25 protein-coding genes are annotated in these 20,025 nt (G+C 63.4%); 12 read left to right on the top strand and 13 right to left on the bottom strand.

What is annotated here, in order from left to right:
* Positions 1-8: 8 nt before the first annotated feature.
* A complete protein-coding gene (locus CKW40_RS31355) occupies positions 9-1,037 on the bottom strand; it encodes a hypothetical protein (RefSeq protein WP_095203621.1) in 1,029 nt (342 codons plus the stop codon).
* Between the two features lie 15 nt (positions 1,038-1,052).
* On the opposite strand from CKW40_RS31355, the gene CKW40_RS31350 reads away from it, so the two are divergent.
* Positions 1,053-1,883, top strand: a complete 831-nt coding sequence (locus CKW40_RS31350) for a hypothetical protein (RefSeq protein ID WP_143748399.1) — start codon at positions 1,053-1,055, stop codon at positions 1,881-1,883.
* On the opposite strand, the gene CKW40_RS44785 is transcribed toward CKW40_RS31350, so the two are convergent.
* The 3 genes from CKW40_RS44785 to dinB all read right to left on the bottom strand — a co-directional run bounded on the left by CKW40_RS44785 (position 1,872) and on the right by dinB (position 4,876).
* Positions 1,872-1,988, bottom strand: a complete 117-nt coding sequence (locus tag CKW40_RS44785; protein WP_244571360.1) for a DUF6471 domain-containing protein — start codon at positions 1,986-1,988, stop codon at positions 1,872-1,874. The two genes, CKW40_RS31350 and CKW40_RS44785, sit on opposite strands and share 12 nt — an antisense overlap.
* Positions 1,989-2,167: 179 nt before the next feature.
* Positions 2,168-3,214: a ribosome small subunit-dependent GTPase A gene (gene rsgA / locus CKW40_RS31345; protein WP_095203619.1), complete on the bottom strand. Its 1,047-nt coding sequence runs from the start codon at positions 3,212-3,214 to the stop codon at positions 2,168-2,170.
* A gap of 414 nt (positions 3,215-3,628) precedes the next feature.
* Complete coding sequence (dinB, locus tag CKW40_RS31340; RefSeq protein WP_095203618.1) at positions 3,629-4,876, bottom strand: DNA polymerase IV; 1,248 nt, start codon at positions 4,874-4,876, stop codon at positions 3,629-3,631.
* A 209-nt stretch (positions 4,877-5,085) separates the two neighbouring features.
* Between dinB and CKW40_RS31335 the strand changes: the two genes are divergently transcribed.
* Positions 5,086-5,799, top strand: coding sequence for a DUF899 domain-containing protein (locus CKW40_RS31335; RefSeq protein WP_095203617.1), 714 nt, complete (start codon positions 5,086-5,088; stop codon positions 5,797-5,799).
* Between the two features lie 67 nt (positions 5,800-5,866).
* Here CKW40_RS31335 and CKW40_RS31330 read toward each other — a convergent pair whose 3' ends face one another.
* The gene (locus tag CKW40_RS31330) at positions 5,867-6,283 is read right to left on the bottom strand and encodes a winged helix-turn-helix transcriptional regulator (protein WP_095203616.1); all 417 of its coding nucleotides are present in this window, start codon (positions 6,281-6,283) and stop codon (positions 5,867-5,869) included.
* Positions 6,284-6,393: 110 nt separating this feature from the next.
* Between CKW40_RS31330 and CKW40_RS31325 the strand changes: the two genes are divergently transcribed.
* The 3 genes from CKW40_RS31325 (at position 6,394) to CKW40_RS31315 (ending at position 9,016) form a co-directional block, all read left to right on the top strand.
* Positions 6,394-6,981, top strand: a complete 588-nt coding sequence (locus CKW40_RS31325) for a dihydrofolate reductase family protein (RefSeq protein WP_095203657.1) — start codon at positions 6,394-6,396, stop codon at positions 6,979-6,981.
* Positions 6,982-7,080: 99 nt separating this feature from the next.
* Positions 7,081-8,019 carry an alpha/beta hydrolase gene (locus tag CKW40_RS31320; protein WP_095203615.1) on the top strand — a complete coding sequence of 313 codons (939 nt, stop codon included), beginning with the start codon at positions 7,081-7,083 and terminating at the stop codon, positions 8,017-8,019.
* 67 nt (positions 8,020-8,086) lie between these two features.
* Positions 8,087-9,016: a sigma-70 family RNA polymerase sigma factor gene (locus CKW40_RS31315; protein WP_095203614.1), complete on the top strand. Its 930-nt coding sequence runs from the start codon at positions 8,087-8,089 to the stop codon at positions 9,014-9,016.
* Between the two features lie 63 nt (positions 9,017-9,079).
* Here the strand turns inward: CKW40_RS31315 and CKW40_RS31310 are convergent, their stop codons facing one another.
* A complete protein-coding gene (locus tag CKW40_RS31310) occupies positions 9,080-9,994 on the bottom strand; it encodes an alpha/beta fold hydrolase (protein ID WP_095203613.1) in 915 nt (304 codons plus the stop codon).
* 121 nt (positions 9,995-10,115) lie between these two features.
* Here CKW40_RS31310 and CKW40_RS31305 point away from each other — a divergent pair, with 121 nt between their 5' ends.
* The gene (locus CKW40_RS31305; protein WP_095203612.1) at positions 10,116-11,018 is read left to right on the top strand and encodes a LysR family transcriptional regulator; all 903 of its coding nucleotides are present in this window, start codon (positions 10,116-10,118) and stop codon (positions 11,016-11,018) included.
* Positions 11,019-11,026: 8 nt separating this feature from the next.
* Here the strand turns inward: CKW40_RS31305 and CKW40_RS31300 are convergent, their stop codons facing one another.
* The 4 genes from CKW40_RS31300 to ada all read right to left on the bottom strand — a co-directional run bounded on the left by CKW40_RS31300 (position 11,027) and on the right by ada (position 13,805).
* Positions 11,027-11,770 carry a 2OG-Fe(II) oxygenase gene (locus CKW40_RS31300; protein ID WP_095203611.1) on the bottom strand — a complete coding sequence of 248 codons (744 nt, stop codon included), beginning with the start codon at positions 11,768-11,770 and terminating at the stop codon, positions 11,027-11,029.
* Positions 11,767-12,312, bottom strand: coding sequence for a methylated-DNA--[protein]-cysteine S-methyltransferase (locus CKW40_RS31295; RefSeq protein ID WP_095203610.1), 546 nt, complete (start codon positions 12,310-12,312; stop codon positions 11,767-11,769). Before CKW40_RS31295 ends, CKW40_RS31300 begins: the two co-directional genes overlap by 4 nt.
* Before the next feature lie 134 nt (positions 12,313-12,446).
* A complete protein-coding gene (locus CKW40_RS31290; RefSeq protein WP_244571359.1) occupies positions 12,447-12,656 on the bottom strand; it encodes a hypothetical protein in 210 nt (69 codons plus the stop codon).
* Positions 12,657-12,677: 21 nt separating this feature from the next.
* Positions 12,678-13,805, bottom strand: coding sequence for a bifunctional DNA-binding transcriptional regulator/O6-methylguanine-DNA methyltransferase Ada (ada, locus tag CKW40_RS31285; RefSeq protein ID WP_095203608.1), 1,128 nt, complete (start codon positions 13,803-13,805; stop codon positions 12,678-12,680).
* Positions 13,806-13,890: 85 nt separating this feature from the next.
* On the opposite strand from ada, the gene CKW40_RS31280 reads away from it, so the two are divergent.
* Positions 13,891-14,112 (top strand): helix-turn-helix domain-containing protein, encoded by a 222-nt coding sequence (locus tag CKW40_RS31280; RefSeq protein WP_095203607.1) that lies wholly within the window; start codon positions 13,891-13,893, stop codon positions 14,110-14,112.
* A gap of 53 nt (positions 14,113-14,165) precedes the next feature.
* On the opposite strand, the gene CKW40_RS31275 is transcribed toward CKW40_RS31280, so the two are convergent.
* Positions 14,166-14,858, bottom strand: coding sequence for a winged helix-turn-helix transcriptional regulator (locus CKW40_RS31275; RefSeq protein WP_095203606.1), 693 nt, complete (start codon positions 14,856-14,858; stop codon positions 14,166-14,168).
* A 177-nt stretch (positions 14,859-15,035) separates the two neighbouring features.
* Between CKW40_RS31275 and CKW40_RS31270 the strand changes: the two genes are divergently transcribed.
* Positions 15,036-15,362, top strand: a complete 327-nt coding sequence (locus CKW40_RS31270; RefSeq protein ID WP_095203656.1) for a DUF1330 domain-containing protein — start codon at positions 15,036-15,038, stop codon at positions 15,360-15,362.
* A 121-nt stretch (positions 15,363-15,483) separates the two neighbouring features.
* On the top strand, positions 15,484-16,020 hold the full coding sequence (locus CKW40_RS31265) for a hypothetical protein (RefSeq protein WP_179298185.1): 537 nt from the start codon (positions 15,484-15,486) through the stop codon (positions 16,018-16,020).
* An 87-nt stretch (positions 16,021-16,107) separates the two neighbouring features.
* Here CKW40_RS31265 and CKW40_RS31260 read toward each other — a convergent pair whose 3' ends face one another.
* On the bottom strand, positions 16,108-17,178 hold the full coding sequence (locus CKW40_RS31260; protein WP_095203605.1) for a phosphatase PAP2 family protein: 1,071 nt from the start codon (positions 17,176-17,178) through the stop codon (positions 16,108-16,110).
* A gap of 273 nt (positions 17,179-17,451) precedes the next feature.
* Positions 17,452-17,901 (bottom strand): ester cyclase, encoded by a 450-nt coding sequence (locus tag CKW40_RS31250; RefSeq protein WP_095203654.1) that lies wholly within the window; start codon positions 17,899-17,901, stop codon positions 17,452-17,454.
* 234 nt (positions 17,902-18,135) lie between these two features.
* Between CKW40_RS31250 and CKW40_RS31245 the strand changes: the two genes are divergently transcribed.
* The 3 genes from CKW40_RS31245 (at position 18,136) to CKW40_RS31235 (ending at position 19,986) form a co-directional block, all read left to right on the top strand.
* On the top strand, positions 18,136-18,744 hold the full coding sequence (locus tag CKW40_RS31245; protein WP_179298184.1) for a TetR/AcrR family transcriptional regulator: 609 nt from the start codon (positions 18,136-18,138) through the stop codon (positions 18,742-18,744).
* A 229-nt stretch (positions 18,745-18,973) separates the two neighbouring features.
* A complete protein-coding gene (locus CKW40_RS31240) occupies positions 18,974-19,324 on the top strand; it encodes a hypothetical protein (RefSeq protein ID WP_095203603.1) in 351 nt (116 codons plus the stop codon).
* A 2-nt stretch (positions 19,325-19,326) separates the two neighbouring features.
* Positions 19,327-19,986, top strand: a complete 660-nt coding sequence (locus tag CKW40_RS31235) for a DUF3313 domain-containing protein (protein WP_095203602.1) — start codon at positions 19,327-19,329, stop codon at positions 19,984-19,986.
* The last annotated feature ends 39 nt before the right edge of the window (positions 19,987-20,025 follow it).

Raw genomic sequence — 20,025 nt, 5'->3', positions numbered from 1 at the left:
TGATCGCGCTACTCGGTGCCGCTCTCTTTGTCTGGCTCGCCCTTCTTGATAACTCGGCGGCCATTGCCCACTGTTCGCCGGTACTCATGAATCCAGCCAGCGGTGAAACTGGTCATCACAGCAACGGGATGCCGTGGCGGCTTGGTCTGGTTGAGGTCAGGCCCAGTCCACTTTGGGACATTGGGGATAAACAATCTGACTGCCGTGTCCATGTCGATCCGCCCGCGCTGCCGGTCAAAGACCGTCATATATTCAAGGATCAATTCGACCATGGCGAAATTCTTCCCCGGCGCACCCTTGCCAGTCGGGTCAACAACATCGTCGGGATGAACTCCGAAGGACAACATTTCATCGGCACCAGCGGGCCACAAATCAGTCAACGGAAAGGAACTGACCTTGAGGGGTTTAAGGGGTGGCTCAACATTTATCGGCTCTGTGCAGGGCCGATAGATCGCCTGCAGGTCGTATGCGGGGCTTTGGCCCGAATTCCGCACTTGGATTATGATTTTGGGCAGCGCATTCGCGTTGTTTTCGTACCAAGCTTTGGTAACGGAGATGTAGGCACGGGCTTGAGCCTCACCGATTTCGCGGCTGGCAACGATAGCGTCTTCCGCTGCCTTGGCGCTTCGTTCGGCCTGCTTGGCCCCAGCTTCGGTATGGATTGCAGCGTCTCTAGCAAACTTGGCAGCAGCACCGGCAGCGATGAGGGTACATGCGCCGATAATTGTTCCAGCGAGCACAAGCCAATAGGAGCGCATGGTCCAATCGGCCGACTCCTTGGCGGCGTCCGCAGCCTTCCACTGGGCGCAAAGGTCGGAATTGCGATTGTCTTGTCCTGCCTCGCAGGGTGGGTTGGGGTTTTCGGGTTTGTCGGCGCTCTCGACTGGCGGTTGGCTTATCGGCGGCGAAGTGGCCGGGGTCTGTTGGTGTTGTTCGGGCTTAGCCTGTTCTGCCTGCCCACCGCTTTCTGGTGGTGAGGCGGCAGCGGCGAGTTGTGGAATTAGCACCATGAACAGCGCAAAGAATAGGATTCGCATCCCAATCCCCCCAGAATGCACAAGCATTCATCTTGCGGGAGAAGTGGCGACTCCACAACCGGAAGGATTCCTGCTTACCTGCCGCCCATGGGGTGGGCTGAGCGACACTGGCGGAAAATCATCGGCGGGTTTTTTCTCCTTTGGGAGGCCGCTCGCCGCTTAGTCAGCTTGGGCGGTGACGTCGACTTCCTCGTTTCGCTTGCCCACGGCATCGGCTGGGTCGGCTTCATGATAGCCTGGCTGTTAAACCCTCCGATATGGTTTGGGTTCGCGGTCATATTTGCCGGCCTAGCACTTATCTACTGGGACAATAAGCGGCAGGCTGTTAGCGCAATATCAGCCCAGCAACCCACCGCGCTAGAAGCGTCTACGGAGGCCAAAAAGTCTGCGGCCGAATGCGCGCCCAATCCCCCGACTGGCTTTCTTGATTTGCCGCTTGTTAGCGAAGCGAATCTCGGCGCCTACATAAACTCAAGTCGGCTCGTGAATAGCGCAGCCAAACAAATTGCAGACATGACGGGCAACACGTTACGGGAGGAGGTCGGCCACTACGGGCTCTTTGAGCATGTAGCGGCGCTCGGTGTTAAAAAATCCCGTGATTTGGAGGAATCTCTCCAAAAAGAGTTTGAGATTGTTGTTCAGTTGCCTCACTTTATGACGTCTATGACAAAGGTTCGGCGGTCAACCGTGATCTCCTTTCTTTTGTACGTATTAGAGTACCGGCGGTTTTCCCTAGAAGAAAATTCTGCTTTCCGTCAAAGATTGAAGGCGTCCTCAACCAGTCTCGGATTTATACAGACCATAAGAGATGCAATTAGAGATATTGAGAACAATCTAAAGTCGTAATTCTTTCACCTCAATAGCCTCTAGGCACTGGAGGAGGAACGCGGCGGTAAACCCGCCCCGACTTATCTTGTTATTCAGATTCCGCTCCGTTTCGTGAATGTCCATAGCCGCCAGCTAGGTTGTCCCATGCCCCGGATTTTATGGGAACCCACCCTTTAGGTCGTGCGGGAAGTTGGTGCGTTTGCTACATAAGACCGCAGTAGGGCAGTAGGGCAGTAGGGCAGTAGGGCAGTAGGGCAGTAGGGCAGTAGGGCAGTAGGGCAGTAGGGCAGTAGAGCGGTCGTTCAGCGCCGCTTGCCGCGACCGGCGGGAGACTTGGCGCCGCGAGGTCCTGTCTGAACCGGCGTGTTGTGCTGGTTTTCGTCGGACAGTTTGCGCCAGCGGGCCAGGCGCTCGGGATCGAGCGTGCCGGCCTTCAAGGCGGCCTGCACCGCGCAGCCCGGTTCGTGCACATGCGTGCAGTCGCGGAATTTGCAGAGCGGTGCCAGCTCGGTGATCTCGGCAAACAACGTGTCGATGCCGTAGCCGACATCGCTGACCTGCAGCGTGCGCATGCCTGGCGTGTCGATCACCCAGCCGCCGCCGGCGATGGCATGCAGCGACCGCGCCGTGGTGGTGTGGCGTCCCTTGGCGTCGTGTTCGCGAATGGCTCCGGTCTGCTGCGGCGCCTGCTGCGCCGATCCGGCCAGCGTGTTGACCAGTGTCGATTTGCCGACGCCGGAGGAGCCGATCAGCGCCACCGTCTGCCCCGTGCCGCACCAGGCGGCGAGGGCTGCCGCGGCATCCGCTATGCGCGGGTTCAGCGTCACCACGGCCAATCCGCGCTGCAGCGTGGCGGCCTGGCTTTGGTACGCCTCGGCGTCTTCAGCCGTGTCGGCCTTGGTCAGCAGGATCACCGGTGTCGTTCCGGCCTCGTTGGCCAGCGCCAGGTAGCGCTCGAGCCGGGCGATGTTGAAATCGGCATTGCAGGAGGTGACGATGAACAGCGTATCGACATTGGCCGCGGCCAGCTGTGGCACCCGGCCACCCTGGGTGCGGCGTTCCAGCACCGTCTTGCGGGCCAGGCGACGCTTCACAAGCTGATCATGCGGCTCGACCAGCACCCAGTCGCCGACGGCATAGTCGCCGGTGGTGGCCTGCGGCGCCAGAGACAGGTCGGTTTGTCCCGTCTGGGACAGGCCGCTCAGGCGATCACGATGCACCATGGCAATGCGCGTCGGGATGAGGTGTGCCTCGCCCGGTTCAAGCTGGTCGCCGAAAAACTCCGACCATCCAAGGGTGGCAAGCGATAGGGACGGGGCGGGGGAGGAGGCCGTCACGGCTTCGACCAAGGGTACGGCGTCGCTGACATCGGACAGTATCTCTGGCAAAAGAGGGGAGGCGCGGACCTCTCGACAGGCGATCCACCCGAGCCGTTGTATGGGCGGCATGGCGGGATTTGGCAAGCATTTCACGGCGAGAGGGCCGGGCTCACCCGTCAGTGACCTCGATTGTCGCGTTGATCCCCAGGAGAGCCTCAGGACAAGAAGCGGCTCGCCTGGCCGGAGTCCGCATTTTCTTGACAAGCCGTGCTGGCCGGATGTTACTGCCGCCAGCCGCTTGGGCTGGGGGACTTTGCCGTGAAGAAGACATATCTGAAGCCGGTGCTGGTGAAGCGCGAGCTGCTGTCCGCCGTGACCGCCGCGCCTGCCACGTCCGGGCGTTGATCCGGAAGCCGTAGGGCGAGGGGCTGACGCCTCCCGTTCTCACAGTTCCTTTTCCGCCAGTTCCCTGAACTCGTCGGGCACCGATCGCGCTGCTTCCAGCGCCACCGTGCCGTAGCCGACGGCTTGTTTGCCGAAGCGTTCGCGAATCTTGTCGATGGCGCGGTCGGCGCCGAAGCGAGCCAGGCCTCTTTGGCTGCCGGGGCGGCGCTTCTCGTCGGCGAGGCCGAGCGGCAGGTCAAGCTGCAGCTCGACACTTTCCTCGAGATGCGAGACCGAAATCGCCAGCAGCGAGATCGTCTTCTCCGCGGGATGGTCGGTGAGCACGCCGCGCACCAGGTCGCCGGCGATTTCGGCCAGCATGGTGGTCGCCGAGATCGGCTGATCCAGCGTGATCGAACGGGTGACGGCGCTGAGATCGCCAAAGCGCACGCGCACCGTCACCGTGCGGCCGGGCCGCGCCTTGGCGCGCAGCCGGCTGGCGACGCGGTCGGCCAGATGCAGCAAAGTGGGCACGATGACACTTGTCACGGCCGGTTTCTGGCCAAGCGCTGATTGTGCGCCGGCCGAATGTGCCCGGCGCCTGGTCTCCAGCTTCCTCGGGTCGCGGTTCCATGACAGGGCGGCGAGCTTTTCGCCGGCGGCGGGGCCAAGCAGCCGCGTCAGCGCGCCGCTATGTGTCCTCGCCAGCTCGCCGATGGTCTCGACGCCGATCTCGGCCAGGCGCGCCTTGGTCGCCGGACCGACGCCCCACATCAGCGAGACCGGCAGTTCGTGCAGGAAGGCGAGCTCGGTGCCGGGATCGACCACCACCAGCCCGTCGGGCTTGGCGACCTGCGATGCGATCTTGGCCAGATGCTTGGTGCGGGCCACGCCGATCGAGATCGGCAGGCCGAGTTCGGCCCTGACGCGGCGGCGGATGGTCTGGGCGATCTCTTCTGGCTGCCCGAACAGATGCGTGCAGCCGGCGACATCGGCGAAGGCCTCGTCGATGGAAATGCGCTCGACCACCGGCGTGAAATCGTCGAGCACTTTTATCGCCGCGTCGCCCAGCCGCTGGTAGTGGCTGAAATTGCCGCCGACGAAGATCAGCTGCGGGCAAAGCTCGCGCGCCTTGCGCCCCGGCATGCCGCCGCGCACACCGAAGGCGCGCGCCTCGTAGGAGGCGGCCAGCACCACGCCACCGCCGACCGCGATCGGCTTGCCGCGCAGCGACGGGTCGAGCAGCTGCTCGACCGAGGCATAGAAGGCGTCGAGATCGGCATGCAGGATGGTGGCTGTCGTTTCCATCCGGCTGCATATCCAGGGTTGCTGATGGATTGGAACGAATAGAGAACATAACACGTACAGCTGTCAAGCGGTATGTCGGCGTTCGGCTGTATCACCTGCGCTCTTCCCGCGAAAACTGCACAGCCAATGTCGGATCGCGGTTTTCAACAACGTCCTAGAGACAGGCAACGAGGCTGTCAGCATACGCCTGAGTGCGGAAGGAGCACGACATGACCGACCACATCATCGCGCCTTACTCGGAGTGGTTTGAAGCGCACAAATCGCATCTCGCAAAAGAGAAGGCGTTGACGCGCCAGCGTCAACAACTCGCGGCGGAGCGGCGAGCGCTGCCGTGGCTGCGCATCGACAAGCCCTACACGTTCGATACGACCCAGGGAACGAAATCGCTGGCCGATCTCTTTGCGGGGCGCAGCCAGGTGATCATCTATCACTTCATGTTTCCGCCCAATGCGGACTATCGCTGCACCGGCTGTTCGTTCCTTTGCGATCACATCGACGCCGCCAACCAGCATCTCAGGCATCACGACGTCTCCCTTGTCGTCTGCGCGCGCGCTCCTCTCGCCGAGCTGCTGGACTTCAAGGCGCGGATGAATTGGCAGTTTGATTGGGTTTCGTCATTCGGAAGCGATTTCAATTTCGACTTCCAGGTGTCGTTCACCGAGGACCAGATCAGTTCGGGCAAGGTGCTGTTCAATTTCGAAGAGGTCGCGATGACAGGCAGGGACCGCGGTGGCACGACCGTGTTCTACAGGGATGACGATGGCACGATCTATTGCACGTTCCAGGTGCGGGGCCGGGGCGGCGAGAACCTGATCGGGACCTATAGCTATCTCGACCTCACTCCCATCGGCCGCAATGAAAATGGGCCATCGCATACGCTGGGCGATTGGGTCCGGCTTCACGATGAGTATGATGATCGATGATGATCCGCCGAGCAGGCAACGCCCCGGCTAGGCCTCGAGCATCCTTCAAGAGCTTGGGCGATCATGTCTACGCCAGATGCTCCGCCCGCAGCGCCGCCTTCATCCGTTCCAGCGCTGGCTCGCCGCCGGCCGCCAGCTCGTCCGCGGTGCGGGCGAGATGATCATCCGCCTTGCGGTGCTTGCTGCCCCAGGCGCCGAGCGTGGCCAGCACCGGCAGAAGGTCGATGCCGGCTTCCGTCAGCCGGTAGATCGCCTTCAGCCCGTGGCTCGGATCGTCGCTGCGGGTGAGGATGCCTTCGTCCTGCAGCGTCTGCAGCCGCTCGGCCAGCGTGCGCGAGGAAATGCCTTCATCGGACTGCAGGAATTCGCGAAAATGCTTTTTCCCGGCGAAGACCAGGTCGCGGATGATGAGCAGCGTCCAGCGGTCGCCGAGCAGTTCGAGCGACAGGCTGATCGGGCAGCCGGATCTTTCGCGCGTCGACATCTCTATGCTTCCATTTTTAAATCACTTTACTCTTGACATCATTTTTCTCGCGCGTCAATGGTTCCAAAAGTAAAGCAATTTCCCTTGAGCGGACAAACGAGGAGACGATGATGAAGAAGCTCATCCTGCAGATGCAGATGTCGGTCGACGGTTTTGTCGGCGCCAATGACGACCATCGCTGGCAGCTCTGGGAATGGGGCGACGACATCAGCTGGGACGAGGAGCTGAAACAGGATTTCAACACTGTCTTCGCCTGCATCGACACCATCCTGCTCAGCCGCAAGATGGCGGAGGAGGGCTATCTCACCCATTGGGGCAACGCGGCGAAGAAGTTTCCCAGTGATCCGTTCTATGCCTTCGCCCAGCGCATCGTGGAGGCCCAGAAGGTGGTGCTGAGCGACAGGCTGAAAACCTCGCGCTGGGAGCGCACGACGGTGGTGAGCGGCGACCTGCCGCGCGAAGTCAAGGCGCTGAAAGCGGGCGAGGGCGGCGACATGGTCGTCTTCGGTGGCGCCGGCTTCGCCTCTTCGCTGATCGCGGCCGGGCTGGTCGACGAGTTCCAGCTGTTCGTCAATCCGGCGGCACTGGGTGCGGGACGGCGGATCTTCGACCAGGGCGGTTTTCAGAACCTCCGGCTGCTCGGCACGAAAGCCTACGCCTGCGGCATGGTGGTCAACCGATATGCGCCGGCGGGGTGAGGAGAGAGAAAATCCTGATCTGACGTATCCTTTTTCTCAGCCCATCCGTCTCTGGCTTGGAAGGTCGCAATCCGCGATCCGCAACCCTGGGAGACCATCATGGCGAGCATCGAGAGCGAGGCAAACAGAAACCATTACGCGGCGATCGGCGCCAATGCCGGCAAAATGAGCCCGCAGGCGTTCGTCGAGTTCAACGATGCCAGTTGGACGGCGCTGACCGGCGAACCCGGTGGCGTCGATTATATCGAAGTGGATGCCGGCGGCGTGCCGGCCCTTTGGATCGTGCCGAAGGGCACCGACGAGCGGCGCGTGCTGTTTTACGCGCATGGCGGCGGCTTCCTCGGCGGCTCGATCTACACCCATCGCAAGCTGGTCGGCCATCTGGCCAAGGCCGTCGGCTGCCGGGCCTTGGTCTACGGCTATCCGCTGGCGAACCAGGGCAAGTATCCGGCCCAACTCGAGGCGGCGATGGCAGCCTGGAACTGGCTTATCGACCAGGGCTTCGACGCAAAGACGATCGCGCTTGCGGGCGATTCCTGCGGCGCGGTGCTGACCTATGGCGTCCTGCAGCGGCTGCGCGCGCAAGGTCGGCCGCTGCCGGTCGCTACGCTGATGATGTCCGGCTGGTTCGATATGGCGCTGACCGCTGCCAGCTACGAAACCAACCGCGAAAAGGATCCCTTCTTCGCCAAGGGGGGCGTCGACTGGCTGGTAACCAACTTCATTGGCGACTACGATCGGCTCGATCCGGAGGTCAGCCCGCTTTATGCCGATTTGAGCGGCTTTCCGCCGGTCTTCCTGCAGGCCGGCGCCGACGAGACGCTGGTCGACGAAAGCCGCATGTTCGCCGAGCGCGCGCGGCAGGCTGGCGTCGAGACGCGCCTCGACGTCTTCGACGGCATGCTGCACTCCTTCCAGATGATGGCCGGCCGGGCGACGGAAGCCGACGACGCGATCGGCCGCCTCGCCGCCTGGCTGCGACCGAGGCTGGGTCTGCCGGATGCCGGCGACAATGTCGCCGACAACAGAGCGGCCTGACCATGGGCCGGCTTGTGGATGCTCGGCGCTTGCGCGATGCTGTGGCAACACCGAGCGACGTGCTGTGATGAACCAGCAAATCCGCAATTCCCATGTGACGAGGCAAGGCATGGAGCCGAGCCTCGACCCCGAAGGCCTGTTCGACCTGCGCTACCGGGCGTTCCTGGAGACGGTCTCGCATCTGCGCGTCCGTCTGCACCGCTATTGCGCGCGCATGACCGGCTCGGCGCTCGACGGCGAGGATATCATGCAGGAGGCTTTGTTCGAGGCCTATCGCAAGATCGGTCTGCTCGACGATACCCAGGCGTTGCGGCCGTGGCTGTTCCGCATTGCCCATAACCGGTGCATCGACTTCATCCGCAACCGCCGCACGCGGCTCAAGGCCGAGGCAGGCTATGCCGGGGATGAGATCGTGCTGCCCGTCGAGCCCGCCGGTCCGGGCGCCGGCCGCGCCATCGAGCGGCTGGTGGTGCATCTGCCGCCGAAGGAGCGCGCCTGCGTGCTGCTCAAAGATGTCTTCGACCATTCGCTCGACGAGATCGCCGAGCTGGTCGGCTCGACATCGGGTGGCGTCAAATCGGCGCTCAATCGTGGCCGCGCCAAGCTCGCCGCTCTGCCGGCGCAGCCGGCCGCGGCACCCGCGCACGATCCCGAACTGGAGCGGCTGCTCGGCCGCTATGTCGAACTCTTCAATGCCAGGGACTGGGACGGGGTCCGGGCGCTGACCAGCGCCGATGCCCGGCTGCGGGTGTCGGACTGCTACAATGGCCTGCTCTCCCGCTCGCCCTATTTCGTCGAATATGAGCGCGGCGAGCCCTGGCGCATGCGGCCAGACGTGGTCGAAGGGCAGGACGTTCTGGTCGTCGACAGGCTGCGTGGCGAGGAATGGCGGCCGGCCTATCTGGTGCGCATCCATGCGCAGGGCGGCGTCATCGACCGCATCGCCGACTACTATGCGTGTCCGTGGATCCTGGAGATGGTCGCCGCCGATGGGTGATGGATTTGTCTGGCCGCGTCCTCTTTCACCCGAGTCCGCGGCCGCCAGAATAACTTCGCGCGGTTATTTGGCGAGGAAATCGGTGATGAGCTTGACCGTGGCATCCGGGTTTTCCTCCATGATCCAATGGCCGGAGGCGGGCACGATGGCGCCGGTCACGTCCGACGCGACGAACCGCAAAGTGTCGGCCTGTGTCGTGCCTGCCGATTTCTCCGCGCCGACTGCCAGCACCGGCATGGCCAGTTTGCCGCCGGTGGCAAGCATCGCCTGGTTGTCGATAGCGTCCTGGTCGAATGCCTTGAACTGTTCGAAGGCGTCATGCATGGCATGCGGCCGCGCATAGAGTTTCGCGTAGTGGACACGCGTCGCCTCGTCGATCTTCTTCGGGTCGGCCGACAGTTCGTTGTAGAAGCGGTCGAGGTAGATGCGCTCGCGGCCCGCGACCAGCCGCTCCATGTCGGGGCCGCGGAAGTTGAAGTGCCAGAGCAGCGGGCTTTGCTTGATCTTCTCCCAGTCACCTATGCCCGGCAGCGGTGCGTCGATGACGACCCATTTCGTGATGCGCTTGGGATATTGCGCGGCCAGCGCATAGCCGACCATGTTACCGATGTCGTGCGTCACCAGCTCGGCCTTGTCGATCTTCAGCGCATCCATCACGCCGGCGATGTCGGCTGCCTGGTTCTTCTTGGTGTAGCCGCCATCCGGATGCGCCGACAGGCCCATGCCGCGCAGGTCCGGCACCACGACGGTGTGATCCTTCATCAGCTTTACCGCGGCCTGCGCCCACATGTCGCCGGTATCGGCGAAGCCGTGCAGCAGCACCACCGCAGGCCCCTGTCCGCCGACGCGCACATACAATTTGGTGCCGTTGGTCTCGATCGACTGCGTCTTGAAGCCGGTCGGAAACGGGGTCACGCGCGCAGAGGCCGGAGCGGCGAGTGACAGCAGACCAAGCACGATGACCAAAGAACGAAACATGATGCACTACCCCGAGCTTTTATTCTGCCGCCGCCATATCGCGGTCTTTTCGACTATGGCACCATGCCCTTGATTTCGTTAGGCACCGGTCGCCTGATTGTGAATTCGGGAAAACCGAACAATGCTGAAGCTTGAATCCGCCGCCGCGTTTGTCGCCGTCGCGGAATCCGGTTCGATCACCGAAGCGGCCAGGCGCATGAACCTGTCCAAGTCCGTCATCAGCGAGCGGCTGTCGGAGCTTGAGCGCAGCCTCGGCGCAAGGCTGCTGGACCGCACCACCCGCAAGCTCTCCATCACCGCAGCGGGGCGCGGTTTTTACGAGCGCGCCAAGCGCATCATGCAGGAGGTGACCGATGCCCGCGCCGAGATCGCCGAACATCGCGGCGAACTCGCGGGACCGCTCAGAATATCGGCGCCGACCAGTTTCGGCATCCTCCACCTCGGCCCGGCGCTGTATGGCTTCCTGGCCAGGCATCCGAGGATCGAACTGACGCTTGATGTCGACGATCGTTTCGTCAACGTGGCGGCCGATGGCTACGATGCCATTGTGCGTCACGGGCCGGTCGTCGATGACGGACCTGTCATCGTCAGGAAGCTGGCTTCCAGCCGTCGCTTCCTGGTGGCTTCACCGGACTATATCGAGCGCTTTGGATTGCCCGCGACCACCGACGACCTGAAACGCCACAAGGGCATCATTTACTCCATCCGGGGGGCCGCCGACTGGCGGTTCAAGATTTCGCGGCGGCTGGTGACGATCCGCCCGGAAACCGCGCTGCGCGTCAACAATGGGATTTTGATGCGCGACGCAGCACTTGCCGGCCTTGGCCTGGCGCTGCTTCCCGCCTACTTCATCCGGACCGAGATCGCCGACAAGAGATTGACGGTCGTCGATGTCGGTGCCGAGCCTGAAGGGGCAACCCTCTATATCGCCTGTCCCGAGGACAGGCGCGGATCGGCCAAACTGCGGGCGCTCACCGCATGGCTGCGCGATGCCTTTGGCGATCCGCCCTACTGGGAGGCGTGAGCCGGCGCTCACTTCGCGTCGTGAAAAATGATGCCGACGGTGTGGCGCATGCCTGAGCGCAGGCGGCTGACGCCATGGCGCAGATTGACGCGGTAATTGCCCTTGGTTCCCTGCACCGGCCGGTTGTGGACGGCGAAGGCCACCGCGTCGCCCTGGCGCAAGGGCACCACCTCGACCCGGCTCTGCATGCGCGGCCGCTGCTCGGTCAGCGCGAACTCGCCGCCGGTGAAATCCTCGCCCGGCTCGGAAAGCAGGATCGCCACCTGCAGGGGAAAGGCGAGATCGCCATAGAGGTCCTGGTGCAGGCAGTTGAAGTCGCCAGGCACATATTGCAGCAAAAGCGGCGTCGGCCTGACCTGGCCGGCGGCGTGGCACTGGTCGAGAAACGCGGCATGGGCTGGGGGGTAGCGCAAGGCGATGCCCATGCGCTCGTTCCAGCGGTTGGCGACCTCGGCCAGCCTGGGATAGAGGGCGCTGCGCAGGCCGCCGAGCAGGTCCGGCAAGGGATAGCGGAAGTAGCGGTATTCGCCCTTGCCGAAACCGTGCCTGGCCATGTGGACGTGACTGCGGAAATGTCTTTCCTGCGGGTAGAGGCCGGCGATCTGCCGGCACTCTTCGGGCGACAGGAGCTTTTCCATCACCGCGCAGCCGAAGCCGTCGAGTTCGGCGGCCAGCGCCGGCCAGTCGTAAGCGGCGATGCGTGTCTCGGCGGCTTCCACCGCCGCTGTGGCAACCCTGGCGTGGGCGTTCATATCTGGGCCTCCCGGTTCAGCAGCGCGCGCTTGCGCTCGATGCCCCAGCGGTAGCCCGACAGCGTGCCGTCGGCGCGGACAACGCGGTGGCAGGGAATGCCGAGCGCGATGGCGTTGGCGGCGCAGGCGGTCGCCACGGCACGGGCACCGTTCGGCCGGCCGAGACGCCGGGCAAGTGCGGTGTAGGTGATGGTGGCGCCGCAGGGAATGGCGCGCAACACCTCCCGCACACGTTGCTGGAACGGCGTGCCGTGGCGCATGTCGAGCGCCAGGTCGAGGCCGATGCCGGGCGTTTCGATGAAGCGGGCAATCGCGGCGAGATCATCGCGCAAGGCGGCCGCGTCTTCGACCAGCATCTTGCCGGGGAAGCGGTCGGCGAGGTCCTGCTCCAGCGCGTCGGCATCTGCGCCGATCAGGATGGCGCAAACGCCGACGGGGCTGCGCGCCGCCAGGATGGTGCCGATGGAGGATTCACCGATGGCATAGGTGATGGTGTCGAGGGCGTTGTGCGCCGTCGTCATTTGAGTTTGCATGAGGTTCATTGCCTTCACTCCTTCTGTGTGCCTGAACCCTAGCCAGGTGCCGGTCTTCCCTCACTCCGATGCTTGCTTTCAAATTCAAATCGTCGCTTCCGAGGATGAAGGACGCCAAGGTAAGCACTCTACGGCGAGTTTGGTCAGGCGACACGCGTGACGGTGACTTCGCCCAACAGGAACACCTCGCCCGACAGCAGCCGCAGCTCAACCTCGCCAGTCGCCGCGCGGCTCCACTCTGCCTTGCCGGCATCGACCAGTTCGCCGATAGCGGCCAACACGCGTGACTTCGCGTCGATGGCTGCGCTGTTGGCGCTCTCGATCTTCGCACCGGCGGTGGAAGACCTTGCCATCGTGCGCATCGCCGTTCCTCGTCAGGCCCGCGAAGACCGGTAGGCCCCGTCGGCTGCGTTCGCCGTCCCGCCGACCTCGCGGTCGAGCAGCGCGCGCTTGCGCTCGGCGCCCCAGGCGTAGCCGGACAGCGCGCCGTCCTTGCGGATCACGCGGTGGCAGGGAATCGCGACCGCATGGGCGTTGGCGGCGCAGGCGGCGGCGACGGCTCGGGTTGCCTTGGGCGTGCCGATGCGCTCGGCGATCTCGGCGTAGGACACCGTGCCGCCGACCGGGATGTCCCGCAGGGCCTGCCAGACGCGCTGCTGGAAGGCGGTGCCGCGCACGTCGAGCGGCAGGCCGAGGCCGAGCTGTGGGGCCTCGACGAAGCCGACGACGCGGGCGACCAGCGCCTCGTAGTCGCGGTCGCCGCCGATCAGTCGCGCCTTGGGGAAACGGTCCTGCAGGTCGCGCACCAGCGCGTCCGGATCGTCGCCGAGCAGGATCGAGGCGACGCCCTTGCGGCTCGACGCGACCAGTATGGCGCCGAGCGTGGTCTCGCCGACGGCAAAGCGTATGTCTTCGTTGGCGCCGCCCGCACGGTAGCGCGTCGGCGTCATGCCGAGCATGCCGGTCGATTTCTCGTAGAAACGCCCGCTCGAATTGAAGCCGGCATCGTAGATCGCCACTGTGACGCTGGCGCCGTCTTCGAGACCCTGGCGGACCCGGGCGGCGCGGTTTGCCGCGGCATAATCCTTCGGCGTCAGCCCGGTGATCGCCTTGAAGACGCGGTGGAAATAGCCAGCGCTGCGGCCGGCGGCATCAGCCAGTTCGGCGAGCGAGGGTTCTTCCTCGCTCTGCTCGATCCTGCGGCAGGCATCGGCGACCATCGCCGCATTGCCGGCCTCCAGCGAGGGGCCATCCGGGTTGCAGCGCCGGCAGGCACGAAAGCCGGTGGCCTTCGCCTGAGCCAGCGTGTCATGCAGCTGCACATTGGCGGGGTTGGCGCGCCGCGACGGGCAGGAGGGCCGGCAGTAGACGCCGGTCGTCGCTACCGAATACCAGAATTGCCCGTCGGCCGATTTGTCGCGCGCGACGACGCGCGCCCAGCGCGGATTGTCAGCGACCGGCAGCGGCGTGGATTTCAGGTCTTTGGCAAGAGTGATGAACATGCCGCATTGAAGCCGTGGGAAGCCGGCCCCGCCACCCGTTTCCTGCCAACAAAGAATATGACAAGATTGACCCGGAGAAGGTGTGATGGAAAACATTCGACCCATTGAGACCGAAGCCGATTACGATTGGGCGATTGGCGAAATCACCAAATATTTCGAGAATGAGCCGGAGGTCGGCTCTCTCGACGGTGATTGCTTCGACGTTCTCGCAACTCTGATCGAAGCTTATGAGGACAAGCACTACCCGATTGAAGCACCCGATCCCGTTGACGGGTCGTATCCAACCGGATTCAAAGACTCGCTGTAAGTCCTTGTTTTCGTAGCATGGCGCCCAAAATCGATGCGCGTCTGGGTTTTCTCCTATGCCGCCCGCTTGGGCTCCACCGCAAACGGGCTGAGCCCGAGCCAGGTCTGCATCTTCTTGCCGATCGCCTGGTCGCCGGTTAGGGCAACCTTTGCGCCGGCCTTCTCGACGGTCAGCAACCCCATCCAGATTGCCGTCATCGTGTGCAGGTCGGTCGAGACGTAGAGGTCGACATCGAAGCCCGGATCGTACCAGCACAGGTCGACCTCGCCGTGCTTTTCGACGATCAGCCACCACGAGCGCTTGGAAGCCGGCAGCTCCTGATACAGGAATTGTATCACCGTGCGTCCCTCGGGTAGCGGCGAGGGGTTCAGATTGCGCCGCATGTCCCACATCAGCAGCGACGGATCGAGGTTCTTCAGCGACAGCCGGGACTCGACCCATTTCTGCCCCCAGAACCCCATCGCCTCGACGACCGGGCGCAGATCGCGGCCGGCCTCGGTCAGCCGATAATCGAAGATCCCCTTCTCGCCCGGCACCTCCTTGCGCTCGACGATCCCCGCCAGCTCGAGCTCCTTCAGCCGTTGCGACAGAAGGGTTGGCGACATCTTTGGTACGCCGCGGCGCAGGTCGTTGAAGCGGGTCGAGCCAGCCACCAATTCGCGCATCAGCACCATCGTCCAGCGGGTGCACAGAACCTCGGCGGCCATCGATAGGGGGCAGAACTGCTTGTATCCGTGCTGGGTCATGATTGGTGTTCCTCCCTCGAAGCTGGGTCGAACATTAGGCCTTCATGAATGAAGCGGCCAGTACGGAAACTGTACCACCCCAGTACAGATCGCGGACTGGTTGGCGAGGGTCCTGCCATGCGAGCCCTTTCGCCGGTTGCACGGGATACCCCTGTGCGCCGCAACCAGGAGACGATCATGACCGCTTACGTTATCGCCGACATCAAGATGAAGGACCCGAAGTGGGTGCCGGAATACGCGGCCTCGGTGCACAACATCGTCCACAAGCATGGCGGCAAATATCTGTCGCGCAGCGGCAATGTGAAGACGCTTGAAGGCAAGCCGCTCGATACCACGCTGATCGCCCTGATGGCGTTCCCGTCGGAAGCGGCGGCGCGCGCCTTCACCAATGATCCAGCCTATGCGCCTTTCGTTTCGGCGCGTCAGGGCGGCAGCGACAGCCGCTTCCAGCTGATCGACGACACCGATCTGGCCGGAACGATCCCGTATCTGCCGAAGGGATGATCCTTCCCGGCAGTCGTCACATCGATTTCGGGATCTCCAAGCAACAACAGCCACAGCGCTTGCCTGCCGGGCCGCCGTATTTCCGGCGGCCGGCCAGCTGTGCTTTTTCAGGAAGAATGGAATGGATATGAAATCAAATCTCCACAACAGGCTCGTCATGGCGGGGGCCATGCTGGCCGTCTGCGCCACCGTCGCACAGGCGCATCAGGAAGCGGCTGAAACCGTGTCCGGCCCCAATCCGCTGGCGGACAAGGTGCGGGCCGCCAACAGCCGGTTTCTCGACGTCAAGGCGGCGACGGCCGAGGGCTATGCGCCCATTCCCTGCGCCAGCGGCATCACCGGCGGCGCCATGGGCATCCACTACGTCAACGGCCAGTACCTGAAGGACGACAAGATCGACATCGCCCGTCCCGAGGCCGTGATGTACGAGCCGATGGCCGACGGCCGGCTTAAGCTGGTGGCGGTCGAATACATCACCTCGAAGGGCCCGGCGTCGCTGGACGGACAGCTGTTCAACTTCAACAGCGCGCCCAACCGCTATGGCCTGGGTGAATTTTACGAACTGCATGTCTGGGCCTGGAAGGGCAACCCGACCGGCACGTTCGCCGACATGAACCCGAAAGTGTCGTGCGAACACGCGATGGCGCCAAGCCAGTAACCGGCAAGGCCAGGCGGCGCCAATGCCGCCTGGCTCGCCCAAAGGGCAATGGAGAGACGGTCTGCTCCCGGCTTCAGCCTGGTCCGGTCATTGCGACGCCGGTTCCGGCAGCGGCAGTCCCATCACGGTGGTGTCGCGGCTCGCCTGCGGCAGAACGAAACGGCCCGTCAGGTACCAGAGCACGGACACGACAAGAATCGAAAGGTAGCCGTCAACGGCGTAGTGCCAGCCGGTGTAGACCGAGCCGAACAGGATGAGTGCTGCAAAGGACCAGCCGACGACGGCCCAGCGGCGGCTGAAACCGCTCAGGAAGAACGCGTTGAGCGTAGCGAAGGCGACATGCATGCTTGGCATGGCGGAGATGCCGCCGCCCAGTTCGGGGCGGCCGCTTGCGTAGGCTGTGAGCAGATAGCTGGCATAGGTGTGGACCGGCGCGGCGTAGTCGTTCTGCGCCAGCGCGTCCTGCAATGCGGCAAACCGATCGCCGCCGTAGAACTGGTCATGAAATATCGGGCCGGCGGATGACAGCGCCATGGCCAGGACGGTGCCGCACAGGATCGTGGTCAGCGCCAACGTCCAGAGGTAACGCAAACGCCCTGCCGGGTTGTTCCAGAAGGCGACGAACAGCAAAGTGCCGAACCATTGCACGTGCCAGGCATATCCGTAGCCGATGAAAATGACGGCCGAGATGGGTTCGGGAATGACGCTGTGCGCCCATATCCAGGGATCGGCGCCATGCAGCCCAAGATCAAGCTCCGCCAGCATGCGGTCGGCATAGAACGGAACGATCTCCGGGATGGCGATCTTGAAGGTGGTGAAGGCGGTGATGCCGAGAAAGAACAGAAGGATCACCGGTGCGGCGCCCAGCCAGCGCTGCCTGAGCATATCAAGCATGAACCGTGTCGGGCTATGCCTGGCAAGTGTCAGCGCCAACAGGCCGAGGCCGGCGACAAGGAGCGTGGGCAGGAAGAAGATGAAGGGCTGGGCATAGGATTGCGCCAGGTGGAGATAGCGGCTCGGCTGCAGGCAAAGCGCGGCCAGGGCATAAGCCAGGCACAGGGCAGTCAGCAGCCAGCCGCTCCTGGTCGCCGCAATGTCCAGGTCAAAAACGGCAAGCGAGCGGCTTTCGCCGTCCCGCTGCCCGGTATGCGCACTCATCGAGGAAAACCCGCCAGCCGCCCAAAGCCCTACTGAGAGTATTTTGAGGATTAAGTATTACGATTCGGTTTCACTTTTAAATTGATAAAATCTCCAAATATTAGATGTGAATAATTCTTCCCTTTTCATCAAGGATTCGTTGACGACGATGTCGTCGTCAAGTGCATGAGTATTGATGACGGCGGAGTCGCGCTTCCAACTGCCCCGATAGGTTGCCGGGCTTCGGCCACGGTCGAAGGGGGCCATCGCCTGAGCGGCGATGGCCCTGCAAAATCAGGCGGCCTTGATCAGGCCGAGCTGGGTCAGCGCCGCGACGCCGTCGTCGAGACCGATCTCCTCGACGATGCGGCCGTCGATCACCTTCAGCACGGTGGTGCCGGTGAAGCGCATGGTGCGGCCGGTGGCGGCGGGCAGCGAGCCGGCGAGGAAATCGCCGAAGGCCGGCCCGGAATGCGTGCCGCCGCCCTCCCACTGGCCGACGACATAATCGCCCTCGGCAATAAGATCGGCCGTGGCCCAGAAGTTGAGATCCGGGAAGGCGGCGCGGAAGTCGGTCATGAAGGACTTGATGTCGTCGCGGCCCCGGCGCGGCTCATGCAGTGAATATTTGAGCAGCATGTCGGGCGCGGCGATGTCGTCGACGACGCTGAGATCGCAGGTTTCACCCCAGAAGTCGGTGAACCATCTGACGACGACGGCCTTGTTGTCTTCCTGTTTGGTCATCGGGAGCATCCTTTTGTGGTTGGCGGGGGGCATCGGTGTCGCCGATGACCTGAGCCATCCCTAGGACGATCGGGGATGCGCAAAACTCCGGTTCTTGCCGGCCAATCGAAAGACGGGGAGGGCGTCGACGTCGATAAACAGACCGGATGGATTGTTTTTGTCCGTGTTCAGGTCTATCTCGTGGGCGCGGAGGCAATGTCGCTGCCCACCGCCGCAATTGCAGCAGGACATATCATGGACAATGTCTCCCGTTCCGAACGCTCGCGAAACGCCATCATCCAGGCGGCGCTCGCCATCATCGCGCGCGATGGGCCGGGGCGGTTGACGCTGGACGCCATCGCCCGCGAGGGCGGCCTCTCGAAAGGCGGCGTGATGCATCAGTTCCGCACCAAGGAAGCGGTGCTCAAGACCCTGCTGGAGAACCAGGTCGAGTTCTTCGAGAATTTTTCCAGGGACTATCTGGCCTCGGCCGGCGCTGACGGCAAGGAGCCGCAACTCGCGGCGCAGATCGCGGTGCAACGCAAGGCCATCTCGGAACCGCATTCGGTGGCCTTCGGCCTGCTCGGCGCCCTGGCGGAAAACCCGGCACTGCTGTCCGGCCTGCGGGAGACGGACGCCGGCAAGGTCGAGGCCATTCGAGCCGAAGCGACGGACCCGGATCTGGCGACGCTTCGCCTGTTCGCGGCCAAGGGCCTTGCCCTGTCGACAATGATGGGCATCTGCTCGCTGTCGGAAGCGGATCTGGAGCGCCTGTTCGACCGCCTCCTTGACAATACCCAGTGGCCTGCCGCCGCAAAGGAGCATTCCACCGGCAGGCGGGTAGCGAATAAAAAAACCGACTAGACGGTTCGCAAATCCATTTTTGGCTGCTATACGGACACCCAACGCAAGAGCGAGGGGTGCAGGCATGTTTGGGCCGGGGACGAAGAGCGGTGCTGGCTGGCCCGCAAACGGCGGGCACCTGGCCAGGCTGAAGGCTTCCGGCACAGCGTTTTCAACACACGGACCTGTTACGGCCACGTCTGTCGATCGTGAGATCCAGCACCGGCTTGGGAATCCTCGACCGCTGACCGTGCGGCGGCCCCTGGCGTTCCGTTTCTCGCCGTTGGCGGCCACCGGCCTTGCTTTGTGCCTCGTCGACATGATGACGGCCCTGCTGGCGCTGCGATTGTTCGACCGCGTCCACGCGGCGGTCCCTGGCTCAGAGGCGCTGTCGGACTATCGGCCACAGACGCTGCTGCTGGTGCTGGCGGCGATCCTCGCACTGCTGCCGCTGCTGCACCTCGTCTCGAAGGTCTTCGCCCACGCGGCGCGCAGCTCGCGCCGGCACGCGTGGTTCGGCACCGCCCGCGTGATGCTGTGCGTACCGGCAAGCCTCTGCCCGGTCACCGTCATCACGCTTTTGCTCGCAACAGGACATTGAATATGCACAAGACCATCAGGAATTTCCTGGCCATCGCCGGGCTTGGCATGGCTGTCCAGGGCTGCGTCAGCGCCGATCCGATCGCCTATTCGGGATTATCCTCGTCGGCTGAACTTGCTCCCAATCCGCGTGACGCAACCGGGCGGGTTCCCTACAGCTATTCGACCGCGGTCGACTGGAAACAATACACGAGCGTCATCGTCGATCCCGTCGTCATCTATCGCGGTGCCGACGGGCAGTTCGGCAAGATGCCGGCAAGCGACCGGGCGGCGATCGCCAGCTATATGCAGGATCGCTTCACCGAAAGGCTGAAGAGCCGCTTCACGCTCACCGGCAAGCCGGGACCGAACACCTTGCGGGTGCGGCTGACGCTGACCGGCGCCAAGGCCAACACGCCGGTTCTTGGCACGCTTTCGCGCTTCGACATCGCCGGCGGCGTCTACAACACCGTGCAGACCGCCCGCGACCGCGAAGGCTCGCTGACCGGCTCGGTCCTCTACGCCGTCGAGATCTTCGACGCCGGGACCAACCGCCTGCTGAAGGCCTTCGTCACCAAGCAATATCCGAGCCCGATCAACATCAAGGCCAGCATGCAACCGCTGGCCGCCGCGCAGGCCGGTGTCGACAAGGGAGCGGATGCGCTTGTCGCGCAGCTGAAGTGACGACCTCCACGGCCAAAACCTCTTTTCAACGGCGATTTG

The organism is Mesorhizobium carmichaelinearum, from assembly GCF_900199455.1.
Classification (GTDB): Bacteria; Pseudomonadota; Alphaproteobacteria; order Rhizobiales; family Rhizobiaceae; genus Mesorhizobium; species Mesorhizobium carmichaelinearum.
This window is presented reverse-complemented; position numbering and strand designations above follow the sequence as displayed.

Bases quoted from the DNA above. Each gene is read 5' to 3' on its own strand.
- CKW40_RS31250 (WP_095203654.1), bottom strand. From the start codon at position 17,901: ATGACCAAACAGGAAGACAACAAGGCCGTCGTCGTCAGATGGTTCACC.
- CKW40_RS31325 (WP_095203657.1), top strand. From the start codon at position 6,394: ATGAAGAAGCTCATCCTGCAGATGCAGATGTCGGTCGACGGTTTTGTC.
- CKW40_RS31355 (WP_095203621.1), bottom strand. From the start codon at position 1,037: ATGCGAATCCTATTCTTTGCGCTGTTCATGGTGCTAATTCCACAACTC.
- CKW40_RS31295 (WP_095203610.1), bottom strand. From the start codon at position 12,312: ATGAACCTCATGCAAACTCAAATGACGACGGCGCACAACGCCCTCGAC.
- CKW40_RS31280 (WP_095203607.1), top strand. From the start codon at position 13,891: ATGGAAAACATTCGACCCATTGAGACCGAAGCCGATTACGATTGGGCG.
- CKW40_RS31275 (WP_095203606.1), bottom strand. From the start codon at position 14,858: ATGACCCAGCACGGATACAAGCAGTTCTGCCCCCTATCGATGGCCGCC.
- ada (WP_095203608.1), bottom strand. From the start codon at position 13,805: ATGTTCATCACTCTTGCCAAAGACCTGAAATCCACGCCGCTGCCGGTC.
- CKW40_RS31330 (WP_095203616.1), bottom strand. From the start codon at position 6,283: ATGTCGACGCGCGAAAGATCCGGCTGCCCGATCAGCCTGTCGCTCGAA.
- CKW40_RS31335 (WP_095203617.1), top strand. From the start codon at position 5,086: ATGACCGACCACATCATCGCGCCTTACTCGGAGTGGTTTGAAGCGCAC.
- CKW40_RS31290 (WP_244571359.1), bottom strand. From the start codon at position 12,656: ATGGCAAGGTCTTCCACCGCCGGTGCGAAGATCGAGAGCGCCAACAGC.
- CKW40_RS31260 (WP_095203605.1), bottom strand. From the start codon at position 17,178: ATGAGTGCGCATACCGGGCAGCGGGACGGCGAAAGCCGCTCGCTTGCC.
- CKW40_RS31305 (WP_095203612.1), top strand. From the start codon at position 10,116: ATGCTGAAGCTTGAATCCGCCGCCGCGTTTGTCGCCGTCGCGGAATCC.
- CKW40_RS31315 (WP_095203614.1), top strand. From the start codon at position 8,087: ATGAACCAGCAAATCCGCAATTCCCATGTGACGAGGCAAGGCATGGAG.
- CKW40_RS31310 (WP_095203613.1), bottom strand. From the start codon at position 9,994: ATGTTTCGTTCTTTGGTCATCGTGCTTGGTCTGCTGTCACTCGCCGCT.
- CKW40_RS44785 (WP_244571360.1), bottom strand. From the start codon at position 1,988: ATGGACATTCACGAAACGGAGCGGAATCTGAATAACAAGATAAGTCGG.
- CKW40_RS31320 (WP_095203615.1), top strand. From the start codon at position 7,081: ATGGCGAGCATCGAGAGCGAGGCAAACAGAAACCATTACGCGGCGATC.
- dinB (WP_095203618.1), bottom strand. From the start codon at position 4,876: ATGGAAACGACAGCCACCATCCTGCATGCCGATCTCGACGCCTTCTAT.
- CKW40_RS31265 (WP_179298185.1), top strand. From the start codon at position 15,484: ATGGATATGAAATCAAATCTCCACAACAGGCTCGTCATGGCGGGGGCC.
- CKW40_RS31270 (WP_095203656.1), top strand. From the start codon at position 15,036: ATGACCGCTTACGTTATCGCCGACATCAAGATGAAGGACCCGAAGTGG.
- CKW40_RS31350 (WP_143748399.1), top strand. From the start codon at position 1,053: ATGCACAAGCATTCATCTTGCGGGAGAAGTGGCGACTCCACAACCGGA.
- CKW40_RS31245 (WP_179298184.1), top strand. From the start codon at position 18,136: ATGGACAATGTCTCCCGTTCCGAACGCTCGCGAAACGCCATCATCCAG.
- CKW40_RS31235 (WP_095203602.1), top strand. From the start codon at position 19,327: ATGCACAAGACCATCAGGAATTTCCTGGCCATCGCCGGGCTTGGCATG.
- CKW40_RS31300 (WP_095203611.1), bottom strand. From the start codon at position 11,770: ATGAACGCCCACGCCAGGGTTGCCACAGCGGCGGTGGAAGCCGCCGAG.